The sequence below is a fragment of the Thioalkalivibrio sp. ALMg9 genome (assembly GCF_000380625.1).
GTDB lineage: Bacteria > Pseudomonadota > Gammaproteobacteria > Ectothiorhodospirales > Ectothiorhodospiraceae > Thioalkalivibrio > Thioalkalivibrio versutus.
In genome coordinates, this window is the sequence record NZ_AQYC01000008.1 from 627,510 (window position 1) to 643,500 (window position 15,991).

15 protein-coding genes are annotated in these 15,991 nt (G+C 67.6%); 7 read left to right on the forward strand and 8 right to left on the reverse strand.

The genetic code is table 11. The features are described from left to right. The gene (locus F792_RS0108395; protein ID WP_018169191.1) at positions 1 to 417 is read right to left on the reverse strand and encodes an ABZJ_00895 family protein; all 417 of its coding nucleotides are present in this window, start codon (positions 415 to 417) and stop codon (positions 1 to 3) included. Positions 418 to 511: 94 nt separating this feature from the next. Next, the gene (locus F792_RS0108400; RefSeq protein ID WP_018169192.1) at positions 512 to 874 is read right to left on the reverse strand and encodes a hypothetical protein; all 363 of its coding nucleotides are present in this window, start codon (positions 872 to 874) and stop codon (positions 512 to 514) included. Between the two features lie 250 nt (positions 875 to 1,124). Between F792_RS0108400 and F792_RS0108405 the strand changes: the two genes are divergently transcribed. Further along, positions 1,125 to 1,769 (forward strand): outer membrane protein, encoded by a 645-nt coding sequence (locus F792_RS0108405; protein WP_018169193.1) that lies wholly within the window; start codon positions 1,125 to 1,127, stop codon positions 1,767 to 1,769. 41 nt (positions 1,770 to 1,810) lie between these two features. Here the strand turns inward: F792_RS0108405 and F792_RS0108410 are convergent, their stop codons facing one another. After that, the gene (locus F792_RS0108410) at positions 1,811 to 4,987 is read right to left on the reverse strand and encodes an efflux RND transporter permease subunit (RefSeq protein ID WP_018169194.1); all 3,177 of its coding nucleotides are present in this window, start codon (positions 4,985 to 4,987) and stop codon (positions 1,811 to 1,813) included. A gap of 3 nt (positions 4,988 to 4,990) precedes the next feature. After that, on the reverse strand, positions 4,991 to 6,088 hold the full coding sequence (locus tag F792_RS0108415; RefSeq protein ID WP_369772410.1) for an efflux RND transporter periplasmic adaptor subunit: 1,098 nt from the start codon (positions 6,086 to 6,088) through the stop codon (positions 4,991 to 4,993). A gap of 197 nt (positions 6,089 to 6,285) precedes the next feature. On the opposite strand from F792_RS0108415, the gene F792_RS0108420 reads away from it, so the two are divergent. Beyond that, the gene (locus tag F792_RS0108420) at positions 6,286 to 7,122 is read left to right on the forward strand and encodes a zinc-dependent peptidase (RefSeq protein ID WP_018169196.1); all 837 of its coding nucleotides are present in this window, start codon (positions 6,286 to 6,288) and stop codon (positions 7,120 to 7,122) included. Beyond that, positions 7,119 to 7,526 (forward strand): flagellar basal body-associated protein FliL, encoded by a 408-nt coding sequence (fliL, locus tag F792_RS0108425; RefSeq protein WP_018169197.1) that lies wholly within the window; start codon positions 7,119 to 7,121, stop codon positions 7,524 to 7,526. Before F792_RS0108420 ends, fliL begins: the two co-directional genes overlap by 4 nt. A 133-nt stretch (positions 7,527 to 7,659) precedes the next feature. Here fliL and F792_RS0108430 read toward each other — a convergent pair whose 3' ends face one another. Further along, complete coding sequence (locus F792_RS0108430; protein ID WP_018144712.1) at positions 7,660 to 7,956, reverse strand: hypothetical protein; 297 nt, start codon at positions 7,954 to 7,956, stop codon at positions 7,660 to 7,662. An 86-nt stretch (positions 7,957 to 8,042) separates the two neighbouring features. Further along, positions 8,043 to 9,956 (reverse strand): ABC-F family ATP-binding cassette domain-containing protein, encoded by a 1,914-nt coding sequence (locus tag F792_RS0108435; RefSeq protein WP_018169198.1) that lies wholly within the window; start codon positions 9,954 to 9,956, stop codon positions 8,043 to 8,045. Between the two features lie 265 nt (positions 9,957 to 10,221). On the opposite strand from F792_RS0108435, the gene F792_RS0108440 reads away from it, so the two are divergent. Further along, the gene (locus F792_RS0108440; protein WP_018169199.1) at positions 10,222 to 11,145 is read left to right on the forward strand and encodes a GGDEF domain-containing protein; all 924 of its coding nucleotides are present in this window, start codon (positions 10,222 to 10,224) and stop codon (positions 11,143 to 11,145) included. Between the two features lie 46 nt (positions 11,146 to 11,191). Here the strand turns inward: F792_RS0108440 and F792_RS0108445 are convergent, their stop codons facing one another. Continuing rightward, entirely contained in the window at positions 11,192 to 12,130 is a 939-nt protein-coding gene (locus tag F792_RS0108445; RefSeq protein ID WP_018169200.1) for a hydrogen peroxide-inducible genes activator, read from the reverse strand. Further along, positions 12,127 to 12,483: a DUF3301 domain-containing protein gene (locus F792_RS0108450; RefSeq protein ID WP_026305934.1), complete on the reverse strand. Its 357-nt coding sequence runs from the start codon at positions 12,481 to 12,483 to the stop codon at positions 12,127 to 12,129. The genes F792_RS0108445 and F792_RS0108450 overlap by 4 nt, the downstream gene beginning before the upstream one ends. A 96-nt stretch (positions 12,484 to 12,579) precedes the next feature. Between F792_RS0108450 and F792_RS0108455 the strand changes: the two genes are divergently transcribed. The 3 genes from F792_RS0108455 to F792_RS0108465 are packed head-to-tail and all read left to right on the forward strand — an operon-like array spanning position 12,580 to position 15,928. Beyond that, a complete protein-coding gene (locus F792_RS0108455) occupies positions 12,580 to 13,410 on the forward strand; it encodes an inositol monophosphatase family protein (protein ID WP_018169202.1) in 831 nt (276 codons plus the stop codon). Then, complete coding sequence (locus F792_RS0108460; protein ID WP_018169203.1) at positions 13,407 to 14,810, forward strand: adenylate/guanylate cyclase domain-containing protein; 1,404 nt, start codon at positions 13,407 to 13,409, stop codon at positions 14,808 to 14,810. Before F792_RS0108455 ends, F792_RS0108460 begins: the two co-directional genes overlap by 4 nt. Continuing rightward, the gene (locus F792_RS0108465) at positions 14,807 to 15,928 is read left to right on the forward strand and encodes a tetratricopeptide repeat protein (protein ID WP_018169204.1); all 1,122 of its coding nucleotides are present in this window, start codon (positions 14,807 to 14,809) and stop codon (positions 15,926 to 15,928) included. Before F792_RS0108460 ends, F792_RS0108465 begins: the two co-directional genes overlap by 4 nt. Positions 15,929 to 15,991 lie beyond the last annotated feature (63 nt).

A 15,991-nucleotide genomic window follows, 5' to 3' on the forward strand; every position in this document is an offset into this window, starting at 1 on the left:
CTACCCCGCGCTTTCCCCTGCGACCAGGCCTCGCTTGCGCAGGTTGCGGCCCGTGAAGTTAACCATTGCCACCACGGTCCCGGCATACAACAACGCGACGCCCCCCACGATCCCAAGCATCACGGCGTCCAGTGCAATCCCCTCGGCCCACATCACCAGCAGGGTGAGCGGAATCTGTGTACCGAGGAGCAGCGCGATCATGGCGGCGATCACGCGCCACTTCTCGGCGCGCGACAGATAGCGCCCGTTCCTGCGCCCGAAGGACTCGCAGGGCCACACCACCGCCAGCGCCAGAATGCCCATCCCGATCGCCGTACCGGCTTGATCCAGATCGACATAGGCGCCCGCTACCGTTGCAGCGATCGACAGCGAGAAATAAAGCAGTACAAACCGAAACAGCAGACCCTTGATGGACATCGTCTCCCCTCCCTGGGATATCTGAAAGCCGCACCACCCTGTGCGGCCTGGATGCATGTCGGAGTGCCCCGACATGCACGATCATGACATGCGACTACTGCTCGGTGAACTTGGCGCCTTCGAGGATCACCGGATAGCTGTAGCCAGCCCCGAAGTCGCGATCCAGGATCAGCGTTCCGGTCACCGAGACGCGGTCGCCCACCTCGGGCAACTCGGTGGAGGTGACGGTGATGTAGTCACCCTCGCTGCCGGTACCGTCGACGAAGTGGATGAAATTGCGCCCCATGATGTCCTCGTTCACCCGGCCCACAATGCCTTCGAGCCGGACCTCTTCCCCATCCAGCTCGGCCGGGGCCTGATTCAGCTCCTCCACCGTATGCATCGGTTCGGCGCTCGCCACGCCCCACCCGAGCAACCCCACCAATAGTCCCGCCAGAATTCCCGCTTGTCCGCGCATTGCTCGACTCCTGTTCTCTTGTTTGCTTGTTGGCGTTGGGGAAACGCTGAACAACATCTCCCTGGGCGAATCATCCCGCGGTCGCACAAACCCATGCCATCGATTGATGCAGGGGTCGCCGTGCGCCCGGAAGCCCGGTCGGTCCCATTCTGGCACACAAGGACCGGCGCCCTGTCTGACCGCCTGTGCCACTATGCGCCCGGACGGGGCACCCGTTCACTGCCGCAACCACACCGCAAAGGAAACCACCATGTCCAGCCCTTATCGCCTCGCCACCGCCGTGGCCGGCGCCTGCATCCTCCTGGGCTCGGCCGGAGCAGTTCAGGCAAGCCCGTTCCACGGTTCCTACGTCGGCGGCCAACTCGGCTGGGTCGGTTATGACATCGACTACCGCGAAGACAGTGACGGCGGCATCTCCGGGCTTAGCGCCTCCGGCTTCACCGGGGGTGTCATGACGGGCTGGGGTACCGTCCTGGACAACGGCCTGTACCTGGGCTTGGAACTGAATGCGCAGAACGAGGACGCCGACCTGACGGTCACCCTTGATGAGAGCGAACTGGGGGTGGATAGCAAGTACAGCTACGGCATCACCGGCCGGCTCGGCACCACGGTAAACGACAACGTCCTGTTCTACGGCCTGGCCGGCTACCAGCGCTCGCGCCTGGACTACCGCCTTACCGATACAGAAGAGGACATATCCATTCGCTTCAAGGACAGTATCAACGGTGCCCGGCTCGGTGTAGGCGTCGAATACCAGATGGACAACCGCCTTTTCATGCGTGCCGAGTACTCGTACACGCTCTTCGAAAGCGAGCGCTATCGCATCGAGGGCGAAACCCTGCACTTCGATCCCGATGCCTCGCGCTTCATGGTCGGTCTCGGCTACCGCTTCTAGCATTCCTTTACGGCCCGTCCGCCATTCGGCAGCGGGCCTTTTCAGGCTGCGCGGGCAGCGTCCCGCATGCCTCCGGTCAGGCGCCGCTTCACCCCCTCCGCAGCGCGGTTCACCACCAGGTACAGGCAGGGCACCACCAGCAGCGTCAGGATCATCCCCGCGATCAGGCCGCCGACCACGGTCAGCGCCAGAGGGCGCATGATCTCCGCCCCTTCGCCGAGGCCGATCGCCAGCGGCAGCATACCGAGCACCGTGGTCAGGGTGGTCATCAGGATCGGGCGCAGGCGCAATGCCCCGGCCTCCACGACCGCCCGCGCCGGGCTCAGGCCACGGAGTCGACGCCCCTGCTCGATGTACTCCACCAGCAGGATTGCGTTGTTCACCACCACCCCGATCAGCAGGATGGCGCCAATCATCACCGGGGCGGAGACCGGTGTGCCGGTCGCCCACAGGATCGCGACTACCCCGGTCAGCGACAACGGAGCGGCCGCCACGATCACCAGCGGATTGGCCAGACGCTCGTACTGCACCGCCAGCACCACCAGCACCAGGAAGATCGCGAGCGCCACCACCGTGGCCATCTCGCGCTGGGTCTCCTGGATGGCCTCCCACTCGCCACCGATCAGCAGACTGTAGTGCTCGGGCACATCCACCTCGGCCAGGCGCTGCTCGACCGCGGTCATCACCGAGCCGACATCGTTCACCTCGGTGTTGATGTCGCCGTTCACCCGCACCACCCGGCTCTGGTTCTCGCGCTCGATATGCGCGGGCCCCTCGCCGATCTCGAACTCGGCCACGTCCGCCAGGCGCACGGGATCCCCGTTGTCGCGGAACAGGATCATCCGCCCCAGGGTGGCCGCATCCTGCACATCCTCGCGCGGCAGGCGCACGCGCAGGTCGTACTCGCGATCGTCACGGACGTACTGCGTCGGCACTGATCCCTCCACCGCGTCGCGGATCGCCTGCCCCACCGGGCCCACCTGCAGGCCCAGCGCAGCTGCCCGCTCGCGATCCACATGGACGCGCAAAATCGGGCTCTGGTCCTCGCGCCCGACCTCGACGCCCTCCAGGCCCCGGATGCCTTCGAGGCGCCCGGCGATCTCGCGGGCAATGCGGCGCATCTCGGTCAGATCCGCCCCGACCACCGCAATCGAGAGGTCATCCCCGGTGATACTGAACTGCAGCCCCTGGATGCTTGGCGGTCGCACGGTAATCCGTGCCCCGGGGAGTTCCAGCGCATCCATTGCCTCCTGCGCCTCGGCCACCCATTGTCCCGCGCTCATCTCGCGCTGTCCGGCCGGGGTCAGCTGGACGGTGATATTGGAGGTGCCCGGGCGCTCGTTGACCACGCCGCCACCGAGATGCCCGCCGACCATCGCGAACACGCTCTCCACATGCGGCAACGCCTCCAGCGCGGCCTCGATATCGCGTGCGGCCGCATCCGTCTCGTGCGGGGGCGTGCCCGGTGGCAGGACCATGCGCACGCTGACCTGGCCATCGTCGACCTGCGGCAGGAACTCGGTGCCCAGCTCACCGCCCACCTGCACCGCGCCGATCAGCAAAACGACGGCCGCCGCCAGCACCGCCCAGCGCAGGCGCAGCACCTTCGGCAACAGGCGCCGGTAACGTCGGCGTAGTCCCTGCACCCCGCGATCGAAGCCGCGCAGCAGCCAGGTCTGCTCCAGTCCGCTTTCCCAGCGGATGCGTGTCAGCAGGGCCGCGAGCATCGGCACCAGGGTGATGGCCGCGGCCAGGGTCGCGATGATCGCAAACGAAAGCGTCAGGATCAGCTCGCGGAAGATCAGTGCCCCGATCCCGGTAATCAGCAGGAACGGGAGCACCGCGGCCAGATTGGTGAGAGTGCCCGCGATGACCGCCGAGACCACCTCGCCGGCCCCGTCATGGGCCGCCTGCTCCGGCGACTTTCCGAGCTTGTCGCGATGGCGGACGATGTTCTCCAGCATCACGATGGCGTTGTCGAGCAACAGCCCCACCCCCAGCGCGAGCCCGCCGAGGCTGATGATGTTCAGGGTGAGCCCGCCCAGGCCCATCATGGCGAAGGTCGCCATCAACGCGATCGGGATCGACAACCCGATAATGAAGCTCTTGCGCAGACTGCCGAGAAACAGGAACACCGCCAGCATCGCCAGCACGCCGCCCAGGATCGCGGCGGTACCCACCGAACTGACCGCGCCACGGATGAACGGGGCGGAGTCGCTGACGACCTCCCACTGGATTTCCTCGGGGATGAAGCCCGAGCGCTCGAGTCGTTCGAGCGTGGCGCGTACCGAGTCCACCGATTCGACGGTATTGGCGTCCGGCAGCTTGAACACGGACACGCGCGCGGCCGGCGTGCCGTCCAGGCGGATGAACAGGCGCTGCTCGCGGTGGCCATCGCGCACCTCGGCCAGCTCGCCGAGGCGCACATGCGCGGACTGCGGCCCCGGCAACGGGATCAGCACATTGCGCACGTCCGCCGCGGAGGTAAACAACCCCTCGGTCTTGGCCATCACGTCAAAGGTATCGGAGGTCACCCAGCCCCCGGCCACCTCTCGGTTCTCGTCCTCCAGCGTCACGCTGATCGCCGCCAGCGAAAGGCCATAGCCGCGCACCCGCTCCTGGTCGAGCATCACCTCCAGCTCGCGTTCCTGCCCGCCGGAGGCCTCCACCGAGGAGATGCCGTGGATCGCGATCAGCTGCGGCGCCAGCTGGTGTTCCACCCAGTCGCGCACCGCGGTCTCGGTGCGCACGGTGGAGGAAAACCCCGCCTCCCAGATCGGGTCCTGCGAGGGGTCGTACTTGTACAGGCGCAGGGATTCGAAATCGTCCGGCAGCTGGGTGCGCGCGAGCTCCAGGTGGCGCGCTGCGTCCTGCAACGCCAGGTCCAGGTTGGTCCCGTACTCGAATAGCAGATTGACGTTGGTACGTCCCTCGGAGGCACGGCTGTAGATGCGGGTCAGGTTCTCGGTGGCCGCGAGGTTGCGTTCCAGCACGCGGGTCACCTGTTCCTCCATCACCTCCGGCGAGGCGCCGGGATGGTTCACGGTCACGCGGATATGCGGATACTCGACGTGCGGCAGCAGGTCCACCGGCAGGCGATCAACAAAGAACATGCCGAGCACGATCACCACCGAGGCCAGCGCCATGATCGCCACCGGTCGGCGGATGGAGAAGCTGGTCACCCGCCCGCGCGGACGGTCCTCCGGTTCGGCCGCCATCTTTTAGCCCCGCCAGCCAACGATGCGCACGCGCTGGCCCTCGCGCATGTCGATCGGGTTGGTGGCCAGCACGATGTCGCCTTCCTCCAGGCCGTCCGTGATCTCGGTCCATGGGCCGCGGGTCACGCCGGTCTCGACCGTGCGGCGCTCCAGCTGCTCGTCCACCACCACGTAGACATAGCGTTGGTCGCCGTCCTCGCCGATGGCGGCGGCCGGAACCGCCAGCACATCCGGGCGTTCGTCGACCGTCATGCGGATGCGCCCGAGATTGCCGGGACGCACGCCGTTGTCGGCCGCCCCGGCCGGCAGGGCAATCTCCACCGTCACCTGCTGGGAGTCCGGCGAGGCCGCCGGAAAGATGCGGCGGATCTTCGCGACGTAATCGGCATCCGGAAACGCGTCCAGCCGAATGGGTACATCCTGGCCCACCACCAGATCGCGCACGTCCAGCTCGGACACCCCGGGGCGCAGGACCAACGTAGTGGTATCGACCAGTTCCAGAAGCGTATCGCGCGCGGCAACCGCCTCGCCGGGCTCGACCATGCGCTCGGTGATCACGCCGTCACGGCTGGCGGCGAGCGCGCCGTAGTCTACCCGTGCCTGCCACAACGCCTGTTCGCTCTCGGCCGAGCGCAACGCGGCACGTGCCCGTTCGTAGCTGGCTCGGCTGGCAATCCCCTCGTCACGCAACTCGGCACTGCGCGCGTATTCCAGCCGGGCCTCCTCGACATGCGCCTCGGCCCGCGCCAGCTCCGCGCGCTCCTCGGCCACGTCCAGCTCGACCAGGGTCTCGCCCTGCTCCACGCGATCGCCTTCCTCGACATGCACCGCCTCGACCACACCATCGGTGCGCGCCGCCAGGCGCACCCACGCCCGCGGCTCGACCCGCGCGGACACCATCAGCTCGCGCGACAGATCCCGCGGCTGGAGCTCCACCGCCGCGACCGGGGTGGCCGACTCGCCGCCTTCATCATTGGCCCCGGCATCGTTGCCATTCCCGCAGGCAGTCAGCGAGAGCACCAGTGCAAAGGCGAGCGCGACTCCAGCCCTGCGGGTCGCGCGCGCGGACCGCGCGAATAAACCATCCTGGATGTTCGGCATGTGCAGCGACCTGTTTGGCGAGGGGGGCGCGCGGTGCCATCGTGCTCCCGCGGGCGACCGACCGTTGGGATTGATCCCCATGGTAGCGGTTCCTGCCCACGCCCCGCAGGCCAGGGAGGCGCTCGGGGTTCGCGCGGGTGCCCCCTGCTTTCCGGTCCTGCACGGCGCCCGGCGGGCAAACATGCGACGATTGGACGATGCACTCGACACCGCATTTTCCGCTGCGTGGCCTGTTCCGCCGCCTGCTGGGGCCGTTTGCCGGCCTGGAGCCCGAGGCCGTGCAGCTGGACAACGACGAGTGGGAGACCCTGCGCCGGCGGGTCCCGTTCGTCGCCCGCCTCACACCGGAAGAGCGCTCCCGGCTGCGCGAACTGGTCGGCCAGATCCTGGCGCAAAAGGAATTCATCGGCATCGCCGCGGAACCGGAACCCTGGCAGTGCCAGGTGATCGCCGCCTACGCCGCGCTGCCGGTGCTGGAACTGGGCCTCGAGCCTTACCGCGACTGGCGCACGCTGATCCTGTATCCCGACACCTTCGTGCCCGAACACGAGTGGGTGGACGAGGCTGGCATCGTCCACCAGGGGGCGATACCCCAGTCCGGCGAGGCCTGGGAACGCGGCCCGGTCATCCTGTCGTGGAACGATGTCGAGCGCGACGGCGCTGTGGTCGTGCACGAGATGACCCACGTACTGGACGCCGGCAACGGCGAGGTGAACGGGTTTCCGCCACTACGCCGCGGGCAGTCGGCCGGTGCCTGGACGGAGGATTTCTCGCGGGCCTTCGAGGCATTCGTGGAGGCCGTGGAGTCCGGCGAGATCGACGAAGCGGAGCTGCCGCTGGACCCTTATGCGGCCACCGCCCCGGAGGAGTTCCTGGCCGTCGCGACAGAGTCCTTTTTCTTCGAGCCGGCGCGCCTGCGCGAGGCCATGCCCGAAATCTATGAGCATCTGGTGGCATACTTTGATCAGGAGCCCCATCGACGCGGCGACCTGATCGCCTCCAGCACGCAACCCACCCCGGAGCACACACCATGATCCGCAGCCCCTTTCGTTCCCTGCACCTTGCTCTTCTGGGGATTGTCCTGATGCTGACCGCGCCCCTCGCGCTCGCCGTGGACGACCTGGACAGCCATTACGTGACCCTGGAGCCGGTGGTGGTGAACATGGCGTCCTCCGACCGCGGACGCTACCTGCAGGCCTCCATCCAGCTGGAAGGCAACGATCTGGAAGACGCCCGCGCGATCCGCGAGCACATTCCCGCAGTACGCGACCGACTGATCCGCATCCTTGGCGGGCGCAGTCCGGACAGCCTGACCGGCGGTGGTGCGCGCGAGGACCTGCGCAACGAGGCCACGGATGAGCTGAACGAGTTGCTAGAGGAGATTACCGGGGCGCCGCGGATCGCAGCCCTCTACTTCTCGGATTTCATCCGCCAGTAATCCTCACTCGCCGGGAAAGAAAAGCCCCCGGCAGCACAGGCTACCGGGGGCCGATGCTCCCGCCAGTACATGACGGGATCGAGCCCCGCTGGGGGCTCACTCCATAATCGATCATCGCTCCTTGATGGAACGATCAGTGCGGCCGATGCAGCAGCGGCATCTCGCCACGCTCCATCATGTGCCGGATCAATGCAGCCCGACCGGGCTCTTCCTGCTCCAGCTCGTCGGCGCACTGCGAAGGCTCGTGCGCGGCCTCCGATAGCATGACCTCCAGCTCGCGCAGGTCGACCTTGGGTTCCTGCAGGTCTTCCGGCTTCGGGTTCTCCAGCATGTTGGTTTTCCAGAACATGCGCGGGTGCCAGCAATGCAGTTTCGCATCCGGGTTGTGAAAGAGCTCGACACAGCGACGATTCAGTTCCTGTGCATTCATGGGGATCACTCCTCGCTCCAATGCATTCACCCTTATGTATAGACCCCGCAATACCCGAGTTCAAGGGTTGGTCTTTGAAGAGGGCCTCACTCCGCAGTCTCACCCTGGGCGGATTCCAGCGCCTCCAGCGCCTCCATCCACTCGGCCTCCGCCGTCTCCAGCCGACTGCGCAAATCGCCCTGTTCGCGGGTCAATTGGGCCAGACGATCCGCCGCCTCATCGGCGTACAGCGCCGGATCGGCCAGCTCGGTCTCCAGCGCATCCAGTCGTTCCTGAACACGGACACATTCCTGCTCGGCTCGGTCCGCACTCTTTTTCAGTGGCTTGAGTGCGGCACGCGCCTGCGCCGCCTGCTGCCGCCGTTCCTTCTGTGACAGTGCCGGACCACTCGGGGACGTCGTGGCGGGCGTTCCGGGGGCTTTCGCGGCGACACTTTCCCGCTCGCGGGCCTTCAGCTCGCGGGCGTAGTCATCCAGGTCCCCGTCAAAGTCGCTCAGGTGGCCGCCTTCCACCTTCCAGAAACGGTCGCAGACGCGAGCCAGCAGTTCACGGTCATGCGCCACCACCACCAGGCCACCGGCATAGTTCTCCAGCGCCTCGGCCAGCGCCTCGCGCATGTCCAGATCCAGGTGGTTGGTGGGTTCATCCAGCAACAGTAACGAGGGCGCCTGCCAGATCAGCAGCGCCAGTACCAGGCGCACCCGCTCCCCGCCGGAACACTGACCCACCGGAGCGTCCGCTTTCTCGCCGGGAAAACCCATGCCACCGAGAAAGTTGCGCAGGCGCTGCTCCTCGGCGCGCGGGTCCTGACGTTGCAGGTGCACCAGGGGCGAGGCCTTCAGGTCCAGCTGCTCGCTCTGGTGCTGGGCAAAATAGCCGACCTTCAGGTTGGGCTCCACGCGGCGCTCGCCCGCGGTCGGGGCCAGCTCGCCGGCCAGCAGCGTCAAGAGTGTCGATTTCCCGGCACCGTTCGGGCCCAGCACGCCGATCCGGTCCTCGGGGCGCAGACGTAAAGTCGTCGGATGCAGGCGGACGCGGTCCCCGGATCGGACCTCGGCATGATCCAGCGCCAGCAGGGGGTCGGGCAGGCGCTCCGGGGTCGGGATCTCCAGGTGAATCGCCCGGGCCGCGCGGATCACCGCAACCTCGTCGAGCTTCTCCAGACGCTTCAGTCGGCTCTGGGCCTGGCGTGCCTTGCTCGCCTTGGCACGGAAGCGGCGCACAAAGTCCTCCAGGTGGGCGCGCTCGGCCGCCACCTTTGCGGCCGACGCCTCGCTCTGGGCCATGGCCTCGGCGCGCTTGGCCTCGGCGTGGGTGTAGCTGCCGACGTACAACGCGATACCACCGCGCTCGATGTGCGCGATATGGGTGCAGACCGAATCGAGAAACCGCCGGTCATGCGCAATCACGATCACCGTCCCCGGATAACGCGCCAGCCAGTCCTCCAGCCACAGGATGGTCTCGACATCCAGGTGGTTGGTGGGCTCGTCCAGCAACAAGAGATCCGAGCGCGTCATCAGCGTGCGCGCCAGGCCCAGGCGCATGCGCCAGCCGCCGGAGAAATCGCTCATGGGCCGATCCGCATCCGCCGCAGCGAATCCGAGGCCTGCCAGCAGTCGGCGCGCACGGGCATCGGCCGTCCAGCCGTCAATCGCCTCCAGCGCGCCGAACAGGCGGGCCTGCTCGGCGCCATCGGACACCTGCTCCAGGCGCTGCTGCAGGTCGCGCAGTTCGGTATCCCCATCCAGCACGTAGTCCACGGCCGAGCGCTCGCTCCCCGGGACCTCCTGCGGAAGGTGCGCCACCACCCATTCCGCGGGCTGGTCGATCTCGCCGGCATCCAGGCTCAATTCGCCCTGCAACGCCGCCAGCAGGCTGGACTTGCCGGACCCGTTGGCGCCGGTCAGGCCGACGCGCCAGCCCGCATGCACGGTGAGGCTGGCGTGCTGCAGCAGGATCTGGCGGCCGCGACGCAGCTCGATATCTTGTATTCGAATCATGCGGCGCAGTGTAGGGCAAGCGCGCGCCCGGCTCATGTAGGCCGGCCGTTCCTCGGGAAACGCCGCCCCGGTGCAGGGTGTCAGAATCCTGCCGCACCTTGCCGCCTGCGGCGGTGAGGACCTGCCGGGGGCGGCGAAAAATCGCCGAATTTCCGTCAAGACCTCCGTTATCCGTGATGCAAATCACTGTTTTAACTAAATATACGATAAGTGGCATGGATCTGGCTTTACTCTCGACCCAACGATCGATGCGAGCGAGACGGCCATGAACCGCGACGGGAACGCCCACAACCTGCGACTGGTATCCGCCAAGGGCAAGACGACTGGCGATGCCGGGACGCCCTTTGATGCCCTTGCCTTCGTGCAGGCCCTGTCCTCCAGCCTCGAGCTCGGGACCGTCCTCGCCCGCCTGCAGGAACACCTGCACGCCCAGGTCCACCACAGCGGCTGGTTCTTCATCCTGCAGGAGAGTGACGAGACCTGGTCCGGCGGCGACGAGGATCGCCATCGCATCGAGTACGGCATGAGCTTCAACAACGAGACCATGGGTTCGCTGATCCTGATGCGCGGACGCCGCTTCAGCGACGACGAACAGCAGTTGATCGAGGCTTTGCTGGGGCTGGCCGCCCCGGCACTGGCCAACGCCCTGCGGTTCCAGCGCCTGAACGAAAGCCTGGAGACCGATGAACTGACCGGTCTCGGCAACCGCCGCGCCTTCGAGAAACAGGGCGCCCAGTGGCTGGCCGACTGCCGCCGCCAGGATCGCCCGATGTCGGTGCTGGCCATCGATCTCGATCACTTCAAGCAGATCAACGATGAATACGGCCACAGCGTGGGCGACGACATCCTGCGCCTGGTGGCGCAGACCCTGCGCAGCACCACCCGCGAGTCCGACCTGTGTGTGCGCATGGGCGGCGAGGAGTTCCTGGCGGTGCTGCCCGGCGCGGATCTCAGCCGTGCCATGGAATGCGGCGAGCGCATCCGCCTGGCTATTGCCGCCCTGCGCGCCTGCGCCACCGCCACCGACCAGTCCGCGCTGGAGAGCGCCGGCGCGGTCAAGGTGACCGCGAGCGTTGGCGTGGCCGGCGTCGGGCGCGGCGCCACCCTGCAGTCCGCCTACCAGGCGGCGGACGAGGCCCTGTATGCGGCCAAGCAGGCCGGGCGCAACCGCGTCCTCGCCGGCAACTGAGCCGCGGCAGCCCATCCCGCGCTAATCCGCATTGCCTTGATGCCGCCTACCCCGCGCCGGGCTGGATAAAATCGACACAGGTCAGCGGGGTCGAGAGCACCGCGCGCCGCAGCGCCTCGATGGCCTCCGGACGCGGAAAGCTGGTGCGCCACGCCAGGGCCACACGGCGGCTGGGCGCCGGATCCTGAAACCGCCGCACGGCCAGCAGTCGCTGGGCATAACGATCCGCCCCCACCGCCGTGCACGGGAGGATCGTTACCCCCATCCCCGAGGCCACCATGTGGCGGATTGTCTCCAGCGACGACCCCTCCAGATTGCGCGGCGTACTGCCATCCGCAGTCACCGTACGCTGACAGTCCGGGCAGCGCTCCAGCACCTGGTCGCGAAAACAGTGTCCGGCGCCCAGCATCAGCAGGGTCGCATCGGCCATGTCCTCCAGGCGCAGGGGCTCCTTGTCCTTCAGCGGGTGCGCCGCCGGCAGCACGGCCATGAACGGTTCGTCGTACAAGGGAAGCGTGACCACGCCCGGCTCCTCGAACGGCAACGAAATGAGGATCGCGTCGAGCTCACCCTGCTTGAGCCGCTCGCGCAGCCGCCCGGTGTAGTTCTCATCGATCACCAGCGGCATGTTCGGCGCGCGCTCGTGCAGCGCGGGGATCAGCTCCGGAAGCAGGTACGGACCGATGGTGTAGATCGCACCCAGGCGTAGCGGGCCGGAGAGTTGATCCTGACTCTGTACGGCAACCGAGCGCAGCTGTTCGACCTCGGCCAGCACACGCCGCGCCTGCGCGATAATCTGCTCACCTGCCGGCGTCACGTTGACCTCGCCGCGGCCGCGCTCGAACAGGGTCACGCCCAGTTCTTCCTCGAACTTGCGCACCGCCACCGACAGCGATGGCTGACTGACATGGCTGGCCGCGGCCGCCCGCCCAAAGTGGCGGGCATCGGCGACGGCGACCACATACCGCAGCTCGCTCAGGGTCACCGGGGCGCCCCTCCGCTGTTGTCATCGCTGTCCAGCCCCTGAAACTCGCGGCCGCCGTCCGGCCAGTCCAGGGTCACGCGTTTCAACTGTCGGCCTTCCAGCGAGATCTCGCCGGGATGTCGGCCCGCCCCATCGGCGGAAAACTCGAAGCGGTAGCGGCGTTGCAGGGCCAAGCCGCGGTCGCGCCAGACCAGGCGCTGGCCGGTACGCACGACGGTGGCATCGAGCAACTGCACCCCTGCCCGCTCGCAGGCCTGCCGCCCCACCCGACGGGCACGTTCGTTGGCACGCCAGGTGTCATTAACGTAAAACCCTATCAAGGCAATGGAGATGATTATGATCAAGCCTGTCATGGACCGGTATGATAAGCGCAAACGAACCCGAGTTTTTCCGGGCATGCCCGGCCGTCTCCGGTTCGTTTACCTTGCCACCAGCGTTTCCGGGTCTGCATGACTACCACTGCCATCCCCTTCTCCGATCTCGCGCAGGGCCTGCGCGAGATCGGGCAGCAAGAACTGCTGCCCCGCTTCGAGGCCGATATCGCCGTTGATTACAAGGCGGACGGCAGCGTGATCACCGAGGCCGACCACGCGGTGGATGCGCGTGTACGCACCCTGCTGGGCGCATACGGACAGGACACGCCGGTACTGAGCGAGGAACAGGCACGCGGCGAACAGGCACGCGTACTGGAGACCGCCCCCGCCTTCTGGCTGGTGGACCCGCTGGACGGCACCTCCAATTTCGCCGGTGGCATGCCCTTCTTCGCCATCTCCATCGCCCGCATCGAGGGTGACCGGGTCACCCATGGCGCGACCTACGATCCGGTACGCGAAGAACTCTTTACCGCCACCGAAGACAGCGCGCTGGAACTCAACGGGGTCACCCCGCCGGCGACCACTCGCCCTCCCGTCACGGAGCTGGGCCGCGCCATCGCCCTGGTGGATTACAAGCGCCTGGATGCCCCCCTGGCGGGTGAGCTGGCCTGCAACGCGCCGTTTCGCTCGCAACGCAACCTCGGCGCCTGCGCCCTGGAGTGGGCCTGGCTGGCCGCCGGCCGCGCCGATCTGTACCTGCACGGTGGCCAGGCCCCATGGGACAGCGCGGCCGGTGGGCTGATGCTCGCCCGCGCCGGCGGTGCCATGTGCAACCTCGCGGGCGAGCCCGTATTCGGACGATCGCTGACCAAGCGCTCCGCGGTGGCGGCGCGCTCCGACACCCTGCTCGCCGACTGGCGGGCGTGGCTGGCCCCTTGGCTTGCCGCCCCGGAGTCCCCCTCGTGATCCGCCGCCGCAAGTCCGGCGGCGGATCACGCCTGGGCGTCGGCAGCGCCGACTTCACCCCACGCTACCTGCCGATCGCATGGAAGATCGTCGCGGCGATCGCCGGGCTGACACTGGCCGGGATCGTGACCCTGTCGGCTGTGGTCCTGAACCAGGTCAGCAACGTGCTGGACAACCAGATTCGCGCCCAGGCCGAGATCACCGTGGCGCCGGTCGCGCGGACCTCGGCGGAACTGATGCTGGCCGAGGACTACCTGACCCTGGAGACCCTGCTGAACTCACTGGTGGAGGAGGGGCGCGTCGAGTCCATCGCCGCCTACGCGATCGACCGCGGTCAGGTTGCCCGCGCCGGGACACCCCCGGAGCAATCCCTCACCGACGGGGTGTGGCCGCTGGCACCGACGATGGAGCCCTACCGACGCAACGTGCGCTTTCAGGACGTACAGGTGGGCTACATCGAGGCCTACATCGACACCTCGCCAATGCAGGAGCTAATCCGCAACACCCTGAACGCCGGGATCGCCACGGCCGTCGGGGTGTTTCTGCTGAGCCTGATCCTGGCAATCGACATCAGCAAGCGCCTGGTGCGCCCACTGGAACGCCTGGCCGAGAGCATGCGTTCGCGCGCCCGCCCCATGGATGACCAGGGCAACACGCTGCCGATGGTGCGCCAGGACGAGATCGCACAGCTGACCGACGCCTTCAACGATATGGCGCGCGACCTGCTGCGCAAGGACCAGGTCGAGGCCGCCCTGCGCCGCTATGTGTCGGACGCCATCGCCCAGGACATCCTGGAGAATCTGGACCGGGTGGAGCTGGGCGGACGCGCGCTGGAGGGATCGGTACTGTTTGCCGACATCCAGGGCTACACCGCGCTTTCGGAGCGCTGCAGCCCGGAGGCCCTGGGCCGCATGCTCAACGAATTCTTCGGGCCGATGTCGGAATGCATTGCCCGTCACGGCGGCACGGTGGACAAGTACATGGGCGACTGTACCATGGCGGTCTTCGGCCTCGCGGCGGATGCCGGAAACCATCGCCTGACCGCTGTGCAGACCGGCCTGGCCCTGCTGGACACCGTCGCCTCGATCAACGCCGAGCGTGAACGCCGCGGCGATACCCGGGTGGAGTTCCGTATCGGCCTGAATGCCGGCGAGATGCTGGCCGGCAACATGGGGGCCGAAGACCGCATGCAGTTCACCGTAGTCGGCGACACCGTCAACCTCGCGGCCCGCCTGGTCACGGTCGCGCCCGCCGGCGGGCTGGTCACGACTGCCGCATTCATGGAGCACGAGCAGGTGAAGGGACAGTTCCGCACCGAAGACTGGGGCACCCACGAGCTGCACGGGGTCAGCGAAGCCGTGCCCACCACCCGGGTACTGAACGCTACGGATCGCACATGACTGCAGCCCGCGGCCTGTTCCCGCTCGCGAGCATCCTGCTGGCCCTTCTGCTGGTCCAGGGCTGCGCCGCTCTGGACCCCTTCGCCCCGCCCGAGCAGCGCATCGAACGCGCACTGGAGACGGGTAACTACCAGCATGCCCTCGAGCTGATCGACGAGCACGACCCGGAACCGCGAGCCCGATGGGCCGAGCGCCGGGCAGCCATCGAGGACGAGGCCGCGACCGCCGCGGCCGAGGCGATGCACGAGGCGCGCGCCGCCTCGGCCGAAGGCGCGGTCGCTCAGGCCCTGGAGATCCTCGAGACGGCCGAGGCACAACTGCCGCCGGACAGCGAACGTCGGGAATTCATCAGCCAACTGGAGCGCCAGCGACAGGTTGGATTGCAGACCCTGCAGCAACGCCACGACATCCTCGAGGCGCGCGCCCTGGTCCAGCGGCTGCGCCTGCTCGAGGTGATGCGTCCGTTGGTGCGCCACAGCGAACGACTGCCGGACGATCCCGACCGCCTTGCCAATCGTCGCGAGCCCCTGGCGCGGGCGCTGGATGGCTACGCCGCCGACACCGATGGCGAGGAACGCCTGGAGCTACTGCACCTGGCCCAGGGCCTGGCCTCCGACTCCGAACGCGCAGAACGCATCGCGCGCCTGGAGCGGGAACTGCGCCAGGCCGAAGCCCCCGAGATCGAGGAAGAGGTCCCGCGTTCCACCATCAATGCACGCCTGCGTCAGGCCCTGGAGGCCGGCGAATTGGCCACGGCGGCGCGCTGGTGTCGCAACGAGATCACCCCCGACACCGACGCCTCCGGCCCGGACCAGGCCGCCCAGCGAGCCCATCGCGCGCTGTGCGAGGAATGGCGCGAGCGCCGAGACGCGCGCGCCGAGACGCTGCTGGAGGAGGGCCGCAGCCATTACTCCGCCGGTGACATCGAAGAGGCCCTGAGACACTGGGAAGAGGGGCTCGAACTGGCGCCCGACCATGCCGGACTCCTCTCGGCCCACGAGCGCGCGCTGCGCGTGGTCGAACGCCTGGAGAGCCTTCGCGTGCCGGAACCGCTCCCTGAAGCGGAGGCAGACAGCCCGCCCGACGACGTGCCACAGGCCGAGCCCGATGCCCCGTAGCGCGCAAGCCGGCGCCCGGCGCTGCGGGCCGCGCGCATTCGCCGTAGAATACGGCCCGCCCAC